This is a genomic window from Thalassospira marina (genome assembly GCF_002844375.1).
Taxonomy (GTDB): domain Bacteria; phylum Pseudomonadota; class Alphaproteobacteria; order Rhodospirillales; family Thalassospiraceae; genus Thalassospira; species Thalassospira marina.
The window spans coordinates 3,516,647-3,533,372 of sequence record NZ_CP024199.1 but is presented as its reverse complement, the minus strand read 5'-3'; the positions used below and the strand labels follow the sequence as shown (position 1 = coordinate 3,533,372).

Annotated in this window: 16 protein-coding genes and 1 tRNA gene; 10 read left to right on the top strand and 7 right to left on the bottom strand. The window is 55.4% G+C overall.

Features of this window, described 5'->3' with window-relative positions; all coding sequences use genetic code 11:
- The first annotated feature begins 2 nt into the window (after positions 1–2).
- Complete coding sequence (locus CSC3H3_RS16130) at positions 3–494, top strand: acyloxyacyl hydrolase (RefSeq protein WP_245881144.1); 492 nt, start codon at positions 3–5, stop codon at positions 492–494.
- A gap of 195 nt (positions 495–689) precedes the next feature.
- A tRNA-Arg gene (locus CSC3H3_RS16125) sits at positions 690–766 on the top strand.
- A 129-nt stretch (positions 767–895) separates the two neighbouring features.
- Here CSC3H3_RS16125 and CSC3H3_RS16120 read toward each other — a convergent pair.
- Positions 896–2,254 carry an FRG domain-containing protein gene (locus CSC3H3_RS16120; RefSeq protein ID WP_215907515.1) on the bottom strand — a complete coding sequence of 453 codons (1,359 nt, stop codon included), beginning with the start codon at positions 2,252–2,254 and terminating at the stop codon, positions 896–898.
- 48 nt (positions 2,255–2,302) lie between these two features.
- Entirely contained in the window at positions 2,303–3,313 is a 1,011-nt protein-coding gene (locus CSC3H3_RS16115; protein ID WP_101286270.1) for a LysR substrate-binding domain-containing protein, read from the bottom strand.
- A 107-nt stretch (positions 3,314–3,420) separates the two neighbouring features.
- On the opposite strand from CSC3H3_RS16115, the gene CSC3H3_RS16110 reads away from it, so the two are divergent.
- From CSC3H3_RS16110 to CSC3H3_RS16090, 5 genes are all read left to right on the top strand, one after another.
- Positions 3,421–3,816 (top strand): tautomerase family protein, encoded by a 396-nt coding sequence (locus tag CSC3H3_RS16110; protein ID WP_101285502.1) that lies wholly within the window; start codon positions 3,421–3,423, stop codon positions 3,814–3,816.
- On the top strand, positions 3,813–4,244 hold the full coding sequence (locus CSC3H3_RS16105) for a cupin domain-containing protein (protein ID WP_215907514.1): 432 nt from the start codon (positions 3,813–3,815) through the stop codon (positions 4,242–4,244). Before CSC3H3_RS16110 ends, CSC3H3_RS16105 begins: the two co-directional genes overlap by 4 nt.
- Before the next feature lies 1 nt (position 4,245).
- Positions 4,246–4,815: a DUF4865 family protein gene (locus CSC3H3_RS16100; protein WP_101285501.1), complete on the top strand. Its 570-nt coding sequence runs from the start codon at positions 4,246–4,248 to the stop codon at positions 4,813–4,815.
- 437 nt (positions 4,816–5,252) lie between these two features.
- Complete coding sequence (locus tag CSC3H3_RS16095) at positions 5,253–6,428, top strand: hypothetical protein (protein WP_101285500.1); 1,176 nt, start codon at positions 5,253–5,255, stop codon at positions 6,426–6,428.
- Complete coding sequence (locus CSC3H3_RS16090) at positions 6,425–7,858, top strand: hypothetical protein (RefSeq protein WP_101285499.1); 1,434 nt, start codon at positions 6,425–6,427, stop codon at positions 7,856–7,858. Before CSC3H3_RS16095 ends, CSC3H3_RS16090 begins: the two co-directional genes overlap by 4 nt.
- A 98-nt stretch (positions 7,859–7,956) precedes the next feature.
- Here the strand turns inward: CSC3H3_RS16090 and CSC3H3_RS16085 are convergent, their stop codons facing one another.
- Positions 7,957–8,862, bottom strand: coding sequence for a LysR substrate-binding domain-containing protein (locus CSC3H3_RS16085; RefSeq protein ID WP_101285498.1), 906 nt, complete (start codon positions 8,860–8,862; stop codon positions 7,957–7,959).
- 195 nt (positions 8,863–9,057) lie between these two features.
- Here CSC3H3_RS16085 and CSC3H3_RS16080 point away from each other — a divergent pair, with 195 nt between their 5' ends.
- Together CSC3H3_RS16080 and CSC3H3_RS16075 are read left to right on the top strand one after the other, a co-directional pair.
- Positions 9,058–10,242, top strand: coding sequence for an acyl-CoA dehydrogenase (locus CSC3H3_RS16080; RefSeq protein ID WP_101285497.1), 1,185 nt, complete (start codon positions 9,058–9,060; stop codon positions 10,240–10,242).
- Positions 10,243–10,354: 112 nt separating this feature from the next.
- A complete protein-coding gene (locus CSC3H3_RS16075) occupies positions 10,355–11,578 on the top strand; it encodes a CaiB/BaiF CoA transferase family protein (RefSeq protein ID WP_101285496.1) in 1,224 nt (407 codons plus the stop codon).
- 52 nt (positions 11,579–11,630) lie between these two features.
- Here CSC3H3_RS16075 and CSC3H3_RS16070 read toward each other — a convergent pair whose 3' ends face one another.
- On the bottom strand, positions 11,631–12,518 hold the full coding sequence (locus tag CSC3H3_RS16070; RefSeq protein ID WP_172963439.1) for a DMT family transporter: 888 nt from the start codon (positions 12,516–12,518) through the stop codon (positions 11,631–11,633).
- 116 nt (positions 12,519–12,634) lie between these two features.
- A complete protein-coding gene (locus CSC3H3_RS16065; RefSeq protein WP_101285494.1) occupies positions 12,635–13,099 on the bottom strand; it encodes a hypothetical protein in 465 nt (154 codons plus the stop codon).
- A gap of 638 nt (positions 13,100–13,737) precedes the next feature.
- Here CSC3H3_RS16065 and CSC3H3_RS16060 point away from each other — a divergent pair.
- On the top strand, positions 13,738–14,025 hold the full coding sequence (locus CSC3H3_RS16060; RefSeq protein ID WP_101285493.1) for a DUF6506 family protein: 288 nt from the start codon (positions 13,738–13,740) through the stop codon (positions 14,023–14,025).
- 103 nt (positions 14,026–14,128) lie between these two features.
- On the opposite strand, the gene CSC3H3_RS16055 is transcribed toward CSC3H3_RS16060, so the two are convergent.
- Together CSC3H3_RS16055 and CSC3H3_RS16050 are read right to left on the bottom strand one after the other, a co-directional pair.
- Positions 14,129–14,905 carry an SDR family NAD(P)-dependent oxidoreductase gene (locus CSC3H3_RS16055; RefSeq protein ID WP_101285492.1) on the bottom strand — a complete coding sequence of 259 codons (777 nt, stop codon included), beginning with the start codon at positions 14,903–14,905 and terminating at the stop codon, positions 14,129–14,131.
- Between the two features lie 71 nt (positions 14,906–14,976).
- Entirely contained in the window at positions 14,977–16,557 is a 1,581-nt protein-coding gene (locus CSC3H3_RS16050; protein WP_101285491.1) for an FGGY-family carbohydrate kinase, read from the bottom strand.
- Positions 16,558–16,726: the final 169 nt, after the last annotated feature.

The following is a 16,726-nucleotide window of genomic DNA, read 5'->3' as shown; positions in this document are numbered from 1 at the left end:
GGATGGCAGCATTTGTTGTAGCTGGCAGTTGCCAGGCACAGGAATTTACCAATAGCAGCAATGATTCGGCCCAGATCGGCTTTTCAACCGGGATTTTCAATGTCGGTGAAGATGACGAAGCGACCGAGTTTCGCCTTGATTACCGGGATAATCACGCCCTGCTGGATTTCCTGCGTCCGATCGCAGGTGTGATGGTGACATCGGATAAGGCTGTACATGGATATGGTGGTGTGATGGCCGATATTCTGTGGGGCGATCATTTCGCGACCTCGCTTTATACATCGGTTGGCGCGTTCCACGATGGCGACGGCGAAGATCTGGGGCATTGGATCGAGTTCCGCTCCGGCATTGAGCTGGCCTATCATTTCGATAACCAGTCGCGCGTCGGGCTGGGCTTTGCCCATATTTCCAACGCCAATCTGGGCGATGAAAACCCCGGTGCCGAAGTACTGTCACTGACCTATACGATCCCGGTGGGATCGATTTTTAATTAAATCTGTTGTCCGGGCCGCGCTACCAATGGTGCCTGGCCCGGATATTTGCCCGTTATGAAGGGGCTGGCAGGTTATCTGACCTGCGGCGGATTATGGACCGGCAATGGGGCCAGGGTGAAAACGCATCCTGCCCCTATCGAATAATTGATCCGCGCGGTTGAACCTGCTAAGTCAGATCACCCTTCGCAAGGTTGTGCGCCCGTAGCTCAGCAGGATAGAGCACCAGATTCCTAATCTGGGGGCCACAGGTTCGAATCCTGTCGGGCGCACCAAAACCGCCGATTGCCGCACAAACTAATCCGGATTGTTATTTATAATCAGTCAGATATCGGGCGCGCGCTGATTGGTGGTGTTTTTCACGTATGCCCTACCATCCGGCATTAACCCTTCGGGCTTCGTAGCTAGTTAAGCTCGTATTTGTTGGCGATTTCGGCAGTGGCCTTCTCAATGCCCGGGTAAACCGTGCTCGATTTGATATTGAGTTTTGCGAGTTGACCCAAAATGGCTGCTTTATCGCGAACGGTAATGCGGTGAAGATTAAGCGAGCTATGCCCCGTTTCAGGCAGAACAGCGTCTTTCCCGAAAATAAGAAATGCACCGGATTGTGATATAATTCTCGCATTCGTGTTTCGTCCCCTCACGAACAGGATGCGGTCCAGATCGGCAGGGTCGATCCTATTTTCGAAATACGGCTTCTCGCGCCTGATAAAATGAAGCAATTTTTGACAAGCAGGCGTGACATTGAAGGCTGTCTTATCCTGCGACGTATCGAGAGCATCCTGATCGCCTTCGGACATCAGGCACAGATTGGCGACGCAACTCACCGTGTCGGAGTCGAAAAACATGACGTTTTCCGATTTTGTTGCCAGAACGATAACCTCCCCATCGATTTCGTTTCCATCAACATCATACTTCGTAGATGAGCAGCAAAAGTAAAGCGCGATCAGTGGATTTGATGTGACGTCCAGCAGTCGCGTTGGCAGGCCGAAATGCTGCATGCGGACAAGTCGATCCAGCATGTACTGGTCACTGGAAAATTCGTTTGCCTGCGCGGTCAGGATTTCTCTAACGAGCGTTGCTTCCTTCTGTAGATAGCGAAACTCGCCTCGCTCATTCCTGCGGAACAATGTTGGTTCTAGGCGATACTTTCGATCAGAATGACCGCGATAGAAAATCTCTTCGTCGGCTGCCGGGTTGAGCGAAAGCACATACGCCATGTACTCTTCGACGTTGGTAACGACCGGCTGGTCCGATGGCGGTTCATCGGGCGGCGGGGGTACGTTTACAGCCATCGCGGGTGCCAGATTATTGAAATGCTCGGCAAGACCCGCATGATTAAGCGACTGCATAAGGTCGCCTTTCTTGACGGCCCAATGGGTTCTGTTTAGTTCCCATCGACCAAGCTCGAATGCCAACTCGAATTGCCGGCGATCGTGGACCGTGATTTCTCCGAAATCGCGATCTATGCAAAACTCATAGCGAATTTCATTCCCGACAACTTGCAGATTCCAAACCCGCCCCACGCGCATGGTAAGGTATTCATGACGGTTGTTCTCGTAGTCGTTTCTTAGCTCGCTTAGAAATATTGTCGGAATTTCTGACAGGAATGACAAGGTAGAGGAGGAAACCGGCTTCAACTTCTCTTCGAGAGCCGCGTCAGTGTATTCTAAATATCGTGAAAGCGAAAAGCTCGATAGTTGGGCAGTGCCAACCGGAGTAATCCATGCGCTGTCATCGCTTGACATCACCAGGCTATACAAAGACGTTCTCCAAATTTATTCCCTTAATCATCCGGTTGACCATCACGGTTATACGTGCCGATAGTTGGGGGGCAAGCGACAGAACTCGATCACGGTAGGAGCCGGATCAAGTTTATAATCGTGAATGTCGCTTGGATTTTTCTTGATCATCGTCCAGGCCGCGGGCAGCATATCCTGCAAAGCCTGGCGGATGATGGCGGCGAGGTGGTTGCTGATTTGATTGTCGGGTTTGGGGGCGCGTAGCAGGGCGAGACCAAGGGATGGCATGGCGGGCAGGCCGTAGCTTGCGGGGTCGAGCACGCGCAGGCTGGCCGGATGGCCGAAGGGTGTACGCAGAGAAATGCCAAGGCCCGCCGCCGTAGCCGCCCACATGCCACCCAGACTGGGGCTGACAAAGGCGATCCGCCAGGGGATGCCGTGCTGGTCAAGGTGGGTGCAGGCGATTGTGCGCAGCATGCAGGGGGCTTCAAGTGCGGCAAGGGGTAAGGGTTCGCTTTGATCGGCATTCCTGCCCGGTTGCCAAAGGGGAATGGGGCCTTCGTCCGCCGGGCCGAGCCAGCATAGCGGCAGGGATGCGATGATGTCGTCGTCTTTTGCTGTGCCGTCATCCCAGGCAAGTGCCAGGTCAAGATGGCCCGATGCAAGTTTTTCGCGCAATTCACTGTTGCGGCCAATGCGCCCTTCAACGCGGACACGGGGATGGGCGCGGGCAAACTGGCCCAGCACCTGTGGCAAAACGGTTTCGCCAAAATCTTCCTGAATCCCCAAACGGACCCAGCCTTCCAGCTCCGGGCTTTGCAGGGCGCTGATGGCTTCATCATTCAGGCTTAACAGGCGCCTGGCATAGGAAAGCAGCAATTCGCCCTGATCAGTAAGGGCAAGGCCGCGCCCGGCCCGGCGCACAAGCGCACTTCCGGTTTGGTCTTCCAGCTTTTTGAGCTGGGCGCTGACCGCCGATGTGGAACGCCCCAGCCGGTCGGCTGCCAGCATGAAGGACCCGGCATCAATACCGGTAACAAAACTTCGCAAGGCAGCAAGGTCAAGATTGGTCAGGCGCATGATTATTGATCCTGAAAAACAGGAAATTTGATCCTGAATTATGCGATTTTCAGGATAATCCTGTGCTTTCATACTGCATCTGTCAATTGCGTTTGGAGAAACGACAGATGCCTTTCACCCGTATTTCCCTGATTGCTGGCAAGTCGCCAGAATATCTTGCGGCTGTTGTCGATAGCCTTGGTCGCGCCCTGGTCGATTGTTTTGACGTGCCGGTCAATGACCGTTTTGCTGCCATTCACCAGCACCAGCCCGGCGAGCTGATTTTTGATCGCAATTATTGCGGTGGTCCGCGATCCGACGATTACATTTTCTTTCATATCACCACCGGCAAGGTCCGCCCGCCTGAAACCAGGGCCGCCTTTTACCAGCGGCTGGCGGATAACCTTGCGGCATCGCCCGGTGTGCGACCCGAGGATGTAATGGTCGCGATTGTGAATTCGACCTTTGATGACTGGTCGTTTGCATCGGGTGTGATGGCGTCAACATTTGGTGGGCGCGGATGATGGGCAGCGTATTCGATATGGCGCAAAGCTGCCCGCAAGCCATGTGCGTTTTTCGCGCCGGAGAGGGTGTTTTGGCCGCACCAGATGGCGTTTCAAACGGGCGGTTCGATGTGCAGATGCTGTTATCAAGCAGTACGGAGGGTGAAATGACGGCGATGTGCGCCTTTGTGCCGCCCGGCATTGTGACCCATTGGCACAGCCACCCGCGCGGGCAGCTTTTATTTGTGCTTGATGGTGTTGGTCGCGCCCAGCGTGAGGGCGCCGAACCTGTAACACTGCATAAAGGTGATGCTGTCTGGTTTGCGGCCAATGAACGCCACTGGCACGGGGCAGTGCCTGATTGTTCCTTTAGTTATCTAAGCATCCAGCCGGTGAAAGACGGCACGGCCGTCCACTGGTTTGAACCGGTGGAGAAGGAGGGTTTGTAACATGATTGCGATGCAATACAGCTTTAGCCTGCCTGCGGATTATGACATGGAAATTATTGACCGTCGTATTCGCGATAAAGGCCCGCTGCTTGACGGTTTTCCCCGTCTGCGCTTCAAGGCCTATCTGTCGGCACGCAAACAGGATGGCACTGCGGCCAGTACGGAAAACCTGTATGCCCCTTTTTATCTGTGGGATGAGGCAGCAGGCATCGACAGCTTTCTTTCCGGGCCAGGTTTTGCAGCGGTAAGTGGTGATTTTGGCTGGCCTTCGGTGCAAACCTGGATTGTCTGGCAGGCTGACATTGCCGCAAATCCCGGTGATGCGAAATTTGCCACGCGCGATATTCGCCCGATTGCGCCCCATTGCAACCTTGCCGCCCTGCGCGAAAATGCCATGGATGATGTCAAACGGGCGATGGCGGCAGGGGCGCTGGCAACTGTTGCCGCCTTTGACCCGACGGAATGGCGGCAATTGCAGTTTTGCCTGTGGCCGGATGTGCCGGGTGATCAAATGACGGGCGAAACCAGCCAGCTATACAGGGTCGGCCATGTTTCCCTGCCGCTGGCATGACGGGGTGCTGCCCGGAAAAGGCAATTGGGTGATTGCCGTGTAATGAAGGCTGATGACATTGAAAAGACCCGGCAGATTTGCCCGGGTCTTTTTTATTGGGCTGTGCGTTCCCAGATACAAAGCGCGATGGTGCGGATTCCATCGGTGCGGGCAGGGGGTAATCCATGCTATTTTAGCGGGATGTGATAGGCAAAAATTCGCCAAAATCTGCCGGTTTTATGGGGTTGTCAGGTTGTGATACGGCGCAAAAGTGATGTGGATCATGTCAATTTTGCAAAAGATTTCGCACTTGGCGGTTTTTCTGCGGCAATGGGGTTGTCGGGCTGCGTGCTTTCATGAAATATGTTTTTGGGGTGAGTGGGTGTAATCTTGTTTGTAGGTCGGATTATACTTATGAGGGGTCACCCCGTGTAATGCAGGGCTGATCGATAGGCAGAATGACAAGACAACAAAATCTGCAACGGGGCCAACAGGGCCAAAGCGGTGCGACCGGCAGTCTTTCGGGGAAACCGGACCCGTTGTCGTCATTGCCCAAAACATTTGAGGCGCGCGGGGTCAGAACGCCCTTTACGACGCGCCCGTTGCGATTTGCCCGCGTGGTGCGCGATCCTTACAACAAGCTGGTTATCAATCTGCCCGGGCTTTCTGGCGGGCTTGGCACCTATGAAATGCCGCTTGAAACCATGCGCCAGATTTTTCATCTATCCGTTCATGACCGTATGCTGTTTGACGAACTGGCACCGGTTTCCAAACCCAACCCGGAACTGTTGCGCCGGGTATCGCGCGATATTGCCCGGACCGGTGTGGGCGGTGTCAAACTGGCGCGCGAGGCAGCCCGCCTGGACGCCCTGGAAAATGCCAGCCGCGATACCGGGCAGCTAACCCTGGTTTACCAGGCGTTGCGCAAGCTGGGCGGTGATGATGTGCAGGACATGAAAATCACCGATCTTGCCACGCTTGAAGGCCAGAAACGGGCCCGTGCCGCACTGAACAAATTTGCCCGTGATGCCGGGGCGGCCAACCAGTCGGTGATTGATAGCCTGGAACAATGGAGCATCCTGACCGGCCCGGTCGGGCTGGTGACGGATGGCTGTTCGGGGCCGTTGCGCGATCTGGTTGCGGGTCTGCGCAAGCTTTCCAACGAGTTGGAAGAATGGTCGACATCGGAAATGTCCAATATCCGCTTTATGGCCAATCACGTGGTGAATGGTGCGGGGGCCACCTATGACCATGCCGTGCGCTGGCTGCGCGCGATTGACCGCTGGAGCAACGATATTGGTGCGGTTCTGGTGAATTGGCCCAAGGCGGAAAAGGAAATTGAACGCAGCATCGACCGGCTATGGTGGCTGCTTGATGGCTGGGAAGAACTGATTGCGCGCTGGCAGGCGGCAAAGCAGATCAACCGGACCGAACAGCGTGATGCCCTGGAAGAACTGGCAAGCTTTTTACCGATCATTCCGATCAGCGAGCTGGAGCCCGAGGAATACCCGTTCTGGACTGATATCCGGGTTAATCAGGTGATGTGGGCGGCCGAAGTGCGCAAACTGGGGTCGGGCGACATGGATGCCGAGATGGTAACCCGTCTGGAACGTTTCCGGGAGGGTGCACAATGACCACAGCGGCAGATGCAGGACCCTCGATCAACCAGCTTGAACAGCTTTTTGATTCGTTAAGCACCGCGGAAATCACCAAATTTACCCGCGCGATTGAAAGCGACAGGAACGCACCGCGCCTGCCTTTGCCCCATGATCAGATTTTGCAAATTTTGCGGCCGCGCCTGGCATCGTTAAAGCCGGAACGTTATCCGACACCGATGCGCCAGTTCTGCACGCCGTTTGAGGATTTGCTGCTGACCGATATTCCGCCGGAAACCAGTATTCGCATTGGCCGGCCGTCGCTGATGCCGATCTGGCATGTGGTGTGCGAAAGCGCCTCGGCCGAATTTCACAAGGCCTGCAAGGACCTTGAGGTGGCGGCAGAAGCCAATCATCGCGAAAATATTTACCGCGCCGAACGCAAATTATGGAGCGAGGCTGCAACCTGCATCGAACAGCAGATTGCCATTTCCGAACAGGGCGTAAAACAGGAACGTGCGCTTGCGACCCGCTTAGGATCGCGCGTGCATTTAAAACCCTTTGCCGCCATTGCCCGCATGTTGCGCGTGGCAGAACCGATTATTGAAATGCGCCTGCGGTTTCCGTCGGCCCCCATCCGTAGCCTGAGCAATTCGGACCTGGTGTGGTTGCGTGAAAAGTTCATCGAGGTATCGCGCGAAAAGCCGGGATACGAAACGCAGTTCATGTCTGCCGTTTTGACCCGCCTTTTGCGACCGAGCGAGCTTTTTAAAGTGATCCGTGTTCTTTCCAGCAAGGCTGATGACCGGTCATTGGGCAGCACCAACCTTGCCAGTGCTGGTGACATGGTGATCGATATGCTGGCCGAAATTGTGACCCAGGTTGAAGAGGGTGTCAGCCGGGGCAAGGACGAACACCAGATTTTGCAGCTGGCGCGCTGGTACGCATCGGAATTTGTGCGTATCACCCGCGAATTGAACATCCGCAAGGATGGCCCGTGGGGGGAACGGCTGCTGGGGACACGCCGCCGCGTCAGCCAGGCGATTGCCAATACCATGTTTGGTGCCAGCCCCGAACGCGTGACCGAAGCCCTGCCGCAACCACCCCGTGGTCCGGCGGGCAGGGGGGCGGTGGTAACGCCATTATTTGCCCTGCCATTTGATGGCGACAAGGTGCTGGCCGCCGAACAATCGGCTGAGGCCATTGCCGAAACCGCCAGCATTTCGCACATTCTGGCAGCGCAAAGTTCGGCAACCAAGGCCGTGGTCGAAATTAAAAAGAAGCTGAACCAGGTTGGCCGTGCCGGGGTGGATGGCATGGCAAAACTGACCATGAAGGATTACGACAACGCCCAGCGCCATTTGATGGCCGTTGTGCGGTTGCTTGAAATTATCGATGGCCCCGAAGACGCCGACCTGCTGCGTCGGCGTGGCATGTCGGCCCTGCGCGCGATCGAGGAACGGGGATAAGCCCGTTTCAGCCCCGTGCGGTGTTTGTTTGCATGGTTATGTCGCCGGGTTGGTCGTTGGTCGGTTACATTAGTAACATTGCGAATCCCGGCTTTGTTTCATAGGCCGGGATTTTGTTTTTCATCGCGGTCTGACAGCCATTTCATGAAAGCGCGGATTTTGGGTGTGCGAACGCGGTTTTGCGGGCAGGTGGCAAAATAATGGTGCGGGCTGGCGCGTGGTGGGCCAAAGGGCGCGATGATGCGGCCATTGGCCATTTCATCACCAATGGCAAAGGTCGGCAGCAGGGCAACGCCCAAACCGGCAATGGCAGCCTGCATTGCCATGGTGAAATGTTCAAATTTCGGGCCGTTTTCACCGTCAATGCCTTCAAGGTTGGCGGCTATTAACCAGTCCCGCCAGCCATTGGGGCGGGTGGCGATATGCAGCAGTGAAAACTGGCGCAGATCATCGGGCTTTGGGGCATGGTCCATATTGGCGATCAGGCCGGGGCTGCAAATCGGCACCATGTCCTCACCTTCCAGGCGGCGGGCTTCAAGGCCGTTCCATTCACCATTGCCAAATAAAACGGCGATATCAATTTGTTCGCGGTCAAAATCGGGCATGCCGATGCGTGAAATGAAATTAATCACGATATCGGGGTGCCGGGCCCGAAAATCCGGCAGATAGGGGATCAGCCGCCGGCTGCCAAAGGTGGGCGGGGCGGCAATGGTCAGAACACCACCGTCGCTGCCGCCCGACAGCAGCTTTAAGGTTGCGGTTTCCAACTGGTCCAGGGCGGGGCGAATGGCCTGCAGGTAATCCTCGCCTTCGGGCGTCAGGATCAATCTTTGCTTTTTTCGCATAAACAATTTGCAGTTAAGCCAGCTTTCAAGACCCTGAAGCTGTCGGCTGACGGCACTTTGCGTCAGGTAAAGTTCTTCGGCTGCGCGCGAAACACTGCCATGCCGGGCGGTTTGTTCAAAACAGGCCAGGGCCTTTGTGCCAGGAATGCGCCGTGCCATTTTTGATGCCCCTATTTGCAAAGTTCATGATTTTTTTGCATTAAGTTGCACAGATTTATCATTTGCGAAAGCGTCTGCCAATGCCTAGCCTTGATTGCAGAATTTTCAGGGTTTCGGAAATGCCGCCGTCTCGCCCACGGGGCCATGCGCCCGTAGCGGCATTTCCGATTTCGCATGTCACAAGGAAAGAAACACATGGCAGGCCGCGTACATTTTCACTGGGAAGATCCGCTGGGGCTTGACGCCCAGTTAAGCGAAGAAGAACGCATGATCCGCGATGCGGCGCATGATTATTGCCAGGAACGGCTGATGCCCCGTGTGCTGGAAGCCAACCGCCATGAAGTATTCCATCGCGAAATCATGAGCGAAATGGGCGAACTGGGCCTGCTTGGCCCGACCATCCCCGAGGAATATGGCGGACCCGGTGTAAACCATGTTGCTTATGGCCTGGTGGCCCGCGAAGTGGAACGGGTTGATAGCGGCTATCGTTCGGCGATGTCGGTGCAAAGCTCGCTGGTGATGCATCCGATTTATGCCTATGGCAGCGAAGAACAGCGCAAAAAATACCTGCCGAAACTGGCAACGGGTGAGTGGATTGGCTGTTTTGGCCTGACGGAGCCGGACCACGGTTCTGACCCCGGCAGCATGAAAACCCGGGCACGCAAGGCCGATGGCGGTTTTATCCTGAATGGTGCCAAAATGTGGATCACCAACAGCCCGATCGCCGATGTTTTTGTCGTCTGGGGCAAGGATGATGACGGTGTTATTCGTGGTTTCATCCTTGAAAAAGGCATGGAAGGCCTAAGTGCGCCCAAGATCGAAGGCAAGTTTTCGCTGCGTGCCTCCATCACCGGTGAAATCGTGATGGATAATGTTTTTGTCCCCGAAGAAAACATGCTGCCCAATGCAAAGGGCCTTGGCGGACCGTTTGGTTGCCTGAACAAGGCGCGTTACGGCATTGCATGGGGTTCGATGGGGGCGGCTGAATTCTGCTGGCATGCCGCGCGCCAATATACCCTGGACCGCGTGCAGTTTGGCCGTCCGCTTGCGGCAAACCAGATCATTCAGTTGAAACTGGCCAATATGCAAACCGAAATCGCCCTTGGCCTGCAGGGTGCGCTGCAATTGGGCCGGATGCTCGATGCTGGTACGGCAGCGCCTGAATCCATTTCGCTGATGAAGCGCAATAACTGCGGCAAGTCGCTTGATATTGCCCGTGTTTCGCGTGACATGCATGGCGGCAACGGCATTGCCGATGAATTTCATGTCATCCGCCATGTGATGAACCTGGAAGCGGTCAATACCTATGAAGGGACGCACGATGTGCATGCCCTGATTTTGGGCCGCGCGCAAACCGGCATTCAGGCCTTCACCGCCTGATCCTGATGTGAAAACGGGCTGCTTGCACAGGGTGCGGGTGGCCCGTTTTTCGTTTGTCGCCTGTATTCCGTTTATTTTTTTGCCAAAATACCTTTTTGAAGGATGATTTCCCATGACCGGCGCACTTGGCGGTATTCGTGTTCTGGACCTTTCGCGTGTTCTGGCCGGGCCGTGGGCCAGCCAGACACTGGCCGATCTTGGCGCCGAGGTCATCAAAATCGAACGGCCGGGCAATGGCGATGATACACGCGGCTGGGGCCCGCCCTATGCACGGGATGCTGCCGGGAATGATACATCCGAAGCCGCCTATTACTTGTCTGCCAATCGCGGTAAAAAATCGTTGACGGTGGATATGACTACGCCGGAGGGGCAGCAGGTTATTCGTGACCTTGCCGCGAAATCCGATGTGGTGATTGAAAATTTCAAGGTTGGCGGGCTGGCAAAATACGGGCTGGATTATGCATCGCTAAAAGCGGTGAATGAAAGGCTGGTTTATTGTTCCATCACTGGTTTTGGCCAGGATGGCCCTTATGCCAAACGGGCCGGGTATGACTTCATGATCCAGGCGATGGGCGGCTTAATGAGCCTGACTGGCGCGCCAGACCATGAACCGGGCGGGCAGCCCATGAAGGTGGGCGTGGCGGTGGCTGATATTTTCACCGGGCTTTATGCTACCATTGGTATTCTGGCCGCCCTTCGCCATCGCGATGCAACCGGGGTGGGGCAATATATCGACCTGGCCCTGCTGGATGTGCAAACCGCCATTTTGGCCAATCAGGCGATGAATTACCTGACCACGGGAAATGCACCGGGCCGCCTTGGCAATGCGCACCCCAATATTGTCCCTTATGAAGCCTTCCCGACGGCGGATGGCTATATCATTCTGGCGGTGGGCAATGACAGCCAGTTTGCAAGTTTTTGCAAGGTCGCAGGCATGGAAGATGCCAGTGCGGACCCGCGTTTTGCCACCAACCGGGCGCGTGTGGCCAACCGGACCGATCTGGTGCCAATGGTGCGCCAGGCCATGGTACAAAAAACCACCGATGACTGGATTGCAATTCTGGAAAAGGCCAATGTGCCATGTGGGCCGATCAATACATTGGACCGGGTTTTTGAAAACCCCCAGGTCAAACATCGTGGCACGGTGAAATATCTGGATCATCCGCTGGCGGGCAGGGTGCCAACGGTTGCCAACCCGCTAAAACTGTCGCAAACGCCCATTTTTGATGAAACTGCCCCGCCCACCCTGGGCCAGCATAGCGAAGCGGTGTTGCGAGATATTGGTGGGCTGGATGATGAACAGATCGAACGTTTGCGTGCTGCTGGCGTGATCTGAGCCTGGCGATAGCGTTAGGGCACCATACAGCATAAATCAACAGGCCCGGTTGCTAGGCAATGCGGGCCTGTTTGCGTTTTTTGCGCCATTGATGGCCATAGGTGCCAAATACCGCAACCATGATCAAGGCACCCCCAAGGATGGTTTGCATGTTGGGAATTTCATGGAAAAACAGAATGCCCCAAATCGGTGCCAGTGGGGTTTCAAGGGCGCTAAGCAGGGCGGTTTCGGCAGGGGGTAAATGTTTGGCCCCGGCCGAAAGTAAAATGAAGGCAAAGGCAAAACACACGCCAAACCCGGCCAGTATTGCCAGTTCGCTGATCGGAACTTCCGCCGGTGTACCAAGGCCCGCGACAATCGGGCATAGCAGCAGGGCCGATGCCGCGCCGGGCAAGGTTGTTGGTGTATCGGGCCAGCGGCGGTAAATGATGGTGATGCCCGCCATCACCAGTGTCATCCAGCCAGCCAGAAGGTTACCCCACAAATCCCCCTGTGTTGAAATACCCCCGAAAATCAGGGTAACGCCAATAAGGGCGCTTACGCTGCCCAGCATGATGGTAGAGGTGGGTTTTTCACGCAAAAACAGCCAGCCGAAAAGGGCTGCGATAAACGGTGCTGCGGCATAAATCAGCGCGACATTGGCAATAGTGGTTAGCTTGAAGGCCGGTACAAACGCCGCTGTGCCACTGGCCATTAACAGCGTTGCCAAAATGGCAGGCAGGCGAAATTGCCGGATTTCGCGCGAAAATTCGCGACGCAACAGCAGCAAAACCAGCGCAATGCCCGCCGCGGCCAGTCCGCGCCAGAAAATGATGCTCCAGGCGTCGGCATTAACACCCTTGGTAAAGACGCCTGCCGTGCTGAACAGAACGGCCGAAAGACACACCAGTTGAAAGCCGCTAACCGGGGCGCGTTGCAGTGATGGGGCTGATACTGACATGGCATTCTGTTTCCAGTGATGCCCCATCCTGCCACAGCCCTGGTGACAGCAACCTGTCAGCAGGGGAGGGTTGGGTAACGCATTTCCCGGTTATGGCAATGCGTTACCCTTCAGGTTTAATCGCGGTTAAACATTTCGGTCTTGGCAGCACGCGGTTGCGCGGAATTGGAGTAATAGGCCCAAATGTAATCGCCGCCGGCACCTTCATTCAGGTCACACCCTACCGGGGTATAGCCCGAAATCGACGGCGGATTGGAAGCCGAGGTGACAAGAAAGGTCATGCTGGTGATGGGCTTGTGACCCGCAGCGCGGCGCCAGTACATGTAAATGAACTTGCCCCGTGCGCCTTTGTTCAGGTCCTCGCTTGACCATTCCCAGCCTTCAATCGGTCCGGTCTGCGGGTTGTCATAGGCAATGAAATTGACTTCGGTTACCGGGTTTTTGGTGCCTTCCTGATACCCGCAATAGATAAAATTACCGCGGACGGTGGCGTTCAGGTCGGTCGGGAAAAAATCCCAGCCTTGCTGGTAAATCGGGCCAGGGGTGGTGATGGACTGAATTTCAAAATTGGTAATCGGCATGGTGTTTCTCCTGATGTTTCGATTGCAGACAGCCCTGGTTATTGCCGTGCCGTAATGCGGACGCGGGTAAATGCAGTTGCTGTCGTTTAAGTTGAAAAATGCCTTTGCCTGAATCAGGCATTTTGGCAAAGAAGTGCGGGTCGCTTTGATATTGGTCTTGTTCAGCCCCTGTCACATCTGGACTGCGAAATGCAGGTGCCGTGCATCAAAGTTCCCCTTGTTTGCTGTTTTTCGATCCCAACCAGTTGCCCCGTTTTTGCGGGGGTTCGCCACAGGCACGAAATATGTGCGTGTTATGGGATGGTGACGTATTCCCGCAATGGTTGTGATGTGAAATTAACAATGCGCAATTGGCTTGCTGCAAACTGCCAGGCGCGAGCTGATGGCTTTGGGGTTTGCGCCTATCAGCGCGATCCGCAGGAAATAGGGTGCCAGTCAGGCATGATTTATTGCCTGTTTTGAAAACCACGCGAATAGCGGGATTTTGTTTGTCATTGGCGGCGATGGGGCAACATTTATCGCGTTATTTCAAATCTTTAATCAAATTAGAGTGATTAAAAAATGCCGTTCGGGCTTGTGCGTTGCAGCGTTCCCTGACAATGTAATTCGTGCGAATAGCCGGATTAAGAGGAACCCGTATGGTATTGCGAAAATACGCTTTTCTGATCAAGGCAGGCGGGTATCCCCCCGCAGGTTTGCGTACAACCCTTCCCGGAGACGGTTTTAATTCCACGATCTTTGCTAGCGGCGATATTGATGCCCTGGTCGCCGAGGCCATGGCGATGGTGGCCGAAGGCATGCAGCTTATTGAATTGTGTGGCGGCTTTAACGATGAGGATTACGCCCGGATAAGTGACGCAATTGGCGGTGCCATTCCGCTAGGGCGGGTCGGATTTGATGAAAAAAATACCGCCCTTCTGATGTAGGGGCGGCAACGGCAGCGTTCATAATCGCACAAAAAAAGCTAAAGGGCCGGGATCACCGGCCCTTTGATGGTTTTATACGCCGTATGTGGCGATTGGCCCGGATTTACCAGATGGTGTAACCGGCATCGACCATCACGATGGAGCCGGTCAGCCCGCTTGAGGCATCGGATGCCAGAAACAGGTTGGTGGTGGCGACTTCTTCGGGTTCGATCATGCGTTTCATGGGTGTGTTTTCCATCCAGGGGCCGAAATATTCCGGCTTTTTGGCGGTTACATTGGACATGACCGTGTTGACATAGGTTGGTGCAACGCTATTGACGCGTACATTGCGGTCTGCCCATTCACCCGCCAGCGACTTGGTCATATGGTGCAGACCCGCCTTTGATGCGTTGTAATGCACCTGGTTTTGCGGCTTGTTGGAAATAAAGCCCGACATGGAACCAACCGTAACAATTGCACCCCGTTTGCGTTCCAGCATATGGCGGCCAAAGGCACGGCAGGAATAAAACGCGCCGGTCAGGTTCACATCAATCACTTTGGCCCAGGCGGCATCATCCATGTCTTCTGCCCGGGTGTCGGGCCAGGCAATGCCGGCATTGGCAATCAGGATATCAACCTCGATACCTTCGCTTGCCAGTTTGTCGGCAATTTCCGTGGTGGCGGCGGAATTGGTGACATCAAGCAAAAAGGACCGGACCTTGTGGCCCTGCGTTGCAAGCTGTTCGGTTGCGGCATCCAGGTCGGCCTGGTCGATACCGGAAATGATGATATCGGCACCGGCCTGTGCCAGCGCATCGGCGGTGCAAAGGCCAATACCACGGCCTGCCCCGGTGATAAAGGCGGTGCGGCCATCAAGACGAAACTGCTTCATGTAATCCATGGTGGTGTTCCTGTGCGAAGGGCAATGTTGGGGTCAGTGTAAGGGCGAGGTTGTGGTGAATCCGGTGGGTTTTATGCCGGGTTATGGCGTGAAATATCGTCAATCTGTTGCAGGGCCTGATGCAGGGCCGGGTTGGCGGCCATGGCCCGGTATTGGGCAAAAAGGCGGTCGTAAACGGCACTATGATCGGTATTGGGGATGATGGTGCGGCTGGTACGGGCACCAAACCGTTTTGTGCCCTGGCTGTAATCATCGACCAGCCCGGCGGCAACAGCCCCATGAATGGCGGCACCAACGGCGGTGGCATGGTCAATTTCCGGGACTTCAATGGGGTATTTCAAAATATCGGCCATCATTTGCACCAGAAGCGGGTTGTTTTGGGCAAGGCCGCTGGTCATGACCACGCGGTTGATGGGGAAATTGCCCGCGAGAAACAGTTCCAGAACGGACCGTGCGCCATAACAAAGTGATTCCAGAAGGGCACGATAAATGCCTGCGGCGGTGCTGTTGGTGCGTAACCCCATTAAAACCCCGGCCAGTGCCGAACTGGCATGGGGCACCCGGTTGCCATTCCACCAGTCCAGCGCGACAAGGTGGTTGCTGCCCGGTGCCATTTCGCGGGCAAGCTGGTTATACAGGCGGAAATTTTCGGTCAGATCATTGCGGTCACGGGCAAGGGGGAAGGTTTTGACAAACCATGCCAGTGTGTCGCCAAAGCCGGCCTGCCCTGCCTCGAAACACCAAAGATCCCGCATGGAACCATCAAAGCCCATCCCCTCGATCCCCGGGGGTAGGTCACGTGCGGTTTCGTTTAAATAAAGATATACCGCCGATGTCCCCAGCGCGCCGACAAAGCAGCCCGATGTCACCCCGCCAACGGCAGGCAAAACAACGTGGGAATCAATTACGGCAACGGCAATATCGGGCTGGTTCAGGATGCCGGTTTTTTCGCACCATTCGCGGCACAGCCTGCCGGCCGACGTGCCGACCCGGTGTGGTGTGCCAAGCCTTTCATCAAGTCCATTTACCAGATGGTCGGGATATTGGCCGCTTTCACGGTCATATTGTGCCTTGTAGGTGGCAAGGCCCAGGCTGCGGCATTCCTGCCCGGTTAATTGCCAGACCAGCCAGTCGCCAGCTTCGATGAATTTATCGGTTTTTGCCCATATGTCAGGGGCTTCATCGGCAATCTGCGCGGCCTTGGCAATCAGCCATTCACCCGAAAGTTTGCCCCCAAAGGGTTTCAGAAAATCGCCACCCCCGGCATTGATCCGGTCGGCCCAGGGTTGGGCTGCCCCATGCTTCCATAATTTGACATAGGCATGTTTTTCACCGGGCAGGATGGATGAAAGCGGCGTTCCATCCTGCGTTGCGGGCAGGGGGGTGCTGGCGGTAAAGCCAATGCCGATACCGGCAATGTCCCGCCCTTTGCCAAGGGCGGTTAAAATGGCAAGGCAGGCTTCGGTATAATCCGGGGCATGTTGCAGTGCCCAGGATTGCGGCAGGGGGGTGCCATCAGGCAGGGCATCAGTCATGACGCCGTGGCGATAGGCATGGGTGTGGCTGGCCGTAATGGTGCCGCTGGTGGCATCAATCAAAACACCACGCGCGGATTCCGTGCCGTAATCCAGTCCAATGATAAAAGATGCCATCCTGTCGCTGCCTGCCTGGTGTGGTTTCTGTTATGGGGCGGAGTTTCCAAACTGTTCGCGACAAAGTCAATTCACTTATGTATAAATTTATACATAAGTGTTGATTGTACCCTCAGGCACCCGGTTTGCCATTTTAAAACAGTGGGTTATAAAAGGCTGAGATGCCAAA

Coding starts and splice junctions, on each gene's coding strand:
- CSC3H3_RS16130 (WP_245881144.1), top strand. CDS start 3: ATGGCAGCATTTGTTGTAGCTGGCAGTTGCCAGGCACAGGAATTTACC.
- CSC3H3_RS16115 (WP_101286270.1), bottom strand. CDS start 3,313: ATGCGCCTGACCAATCTTGACCTTGCTGCCTTGCGAAGTTTTGTTACC.
- CSC3H3_RS16110 (WP_101285502.1), top strand. CDS start 3,421: ATGCCTTTCACCCGTATTTCCCTGATTGCTGGCAAGTCGCCAGAATAT.
- CSC3H3_RS16105 (WP_215907514.1), top strand. CDS start 3,813: ATGATGGGCAGCGTATTCGATATGGCGCAAAGCTGCCCGCAAGCCATG.
- CSC3H3_RS16100 (WP_101285501.1), top strand. CDS start 4,246: ATGATTGCGATGCAATACAGCTTTAGCCTGCCTGCGGATTATGACATG.
- CSC3H3_RS16095 (WP_101285500.1), top strand. CDS start 5,253: ATGACAAGACAACAAAATCTGCAACGGGGCCAACAGGGCCAAAGCGGT.
- CSC3H3_RS16090 (WP_101285499.1), top strand. CDS start 6,425: ATGACCACAGCGGCAGATGCAGGACCCTCGATCAACCAGCTTGAACAG.
- CSC3H3_RS16085 (WP_101285498.1), bottom strand. CDS start 8,862: ATGGCACGGCGCATTCCTGGCACAAAGGCCCTGGCCTGTTTTGAACAA.
- CSC3H3_RS16080 (WP_101285497.1), top strand. CDS start 9,058: ATGGCAGGCCGCGTACATTTTCACTGGGAAGATCCGCTGGGGCTTGAC.
- CSC3H3_RS16075 (WP_101285496.1), top strand. CDS start 10,355: ATGACCGGCGCACTTGGCGGTATTCGTGTTCTGGACCTTTCGCGTGTT.
- CSC3H3_RS16070 (WP_172963439.1), bottom strand. CDS start 12,518: ATGTCAGTATCAGCCCCATCACTGCAACGCGCCCCGGTTAGCGGCTTT.
- CSC3H3_RS16065 (WP_101285494.1), bottom strand. CDS start 13,099: ATGCCGATTACCAATTTTGAAATTCAGTCCATCACCACCCCTGGCCCG.
- CSC3H3_RS16060 (WP_101285493.1), top strand. CDS start 13,738: ATGGTATTGCGAAAATACGCTTTTCTGATCAAGGCAGGCGGGTATCCC.
- CSC3H3_RS16055 (WP_101285492.1), bottom strand. CDS start 14,905: ATGGATTACATGAAGCAGTTTCGTCTTGATGGCCGCACCGCCTTTATC.
- CSC3H3_RS16050 (WP_101285491.1), bottom strand. CDS start 16,557: ATGGCATCTTTTATCATTGGACTGGATTACGGCACGGAATCCGCGCGT.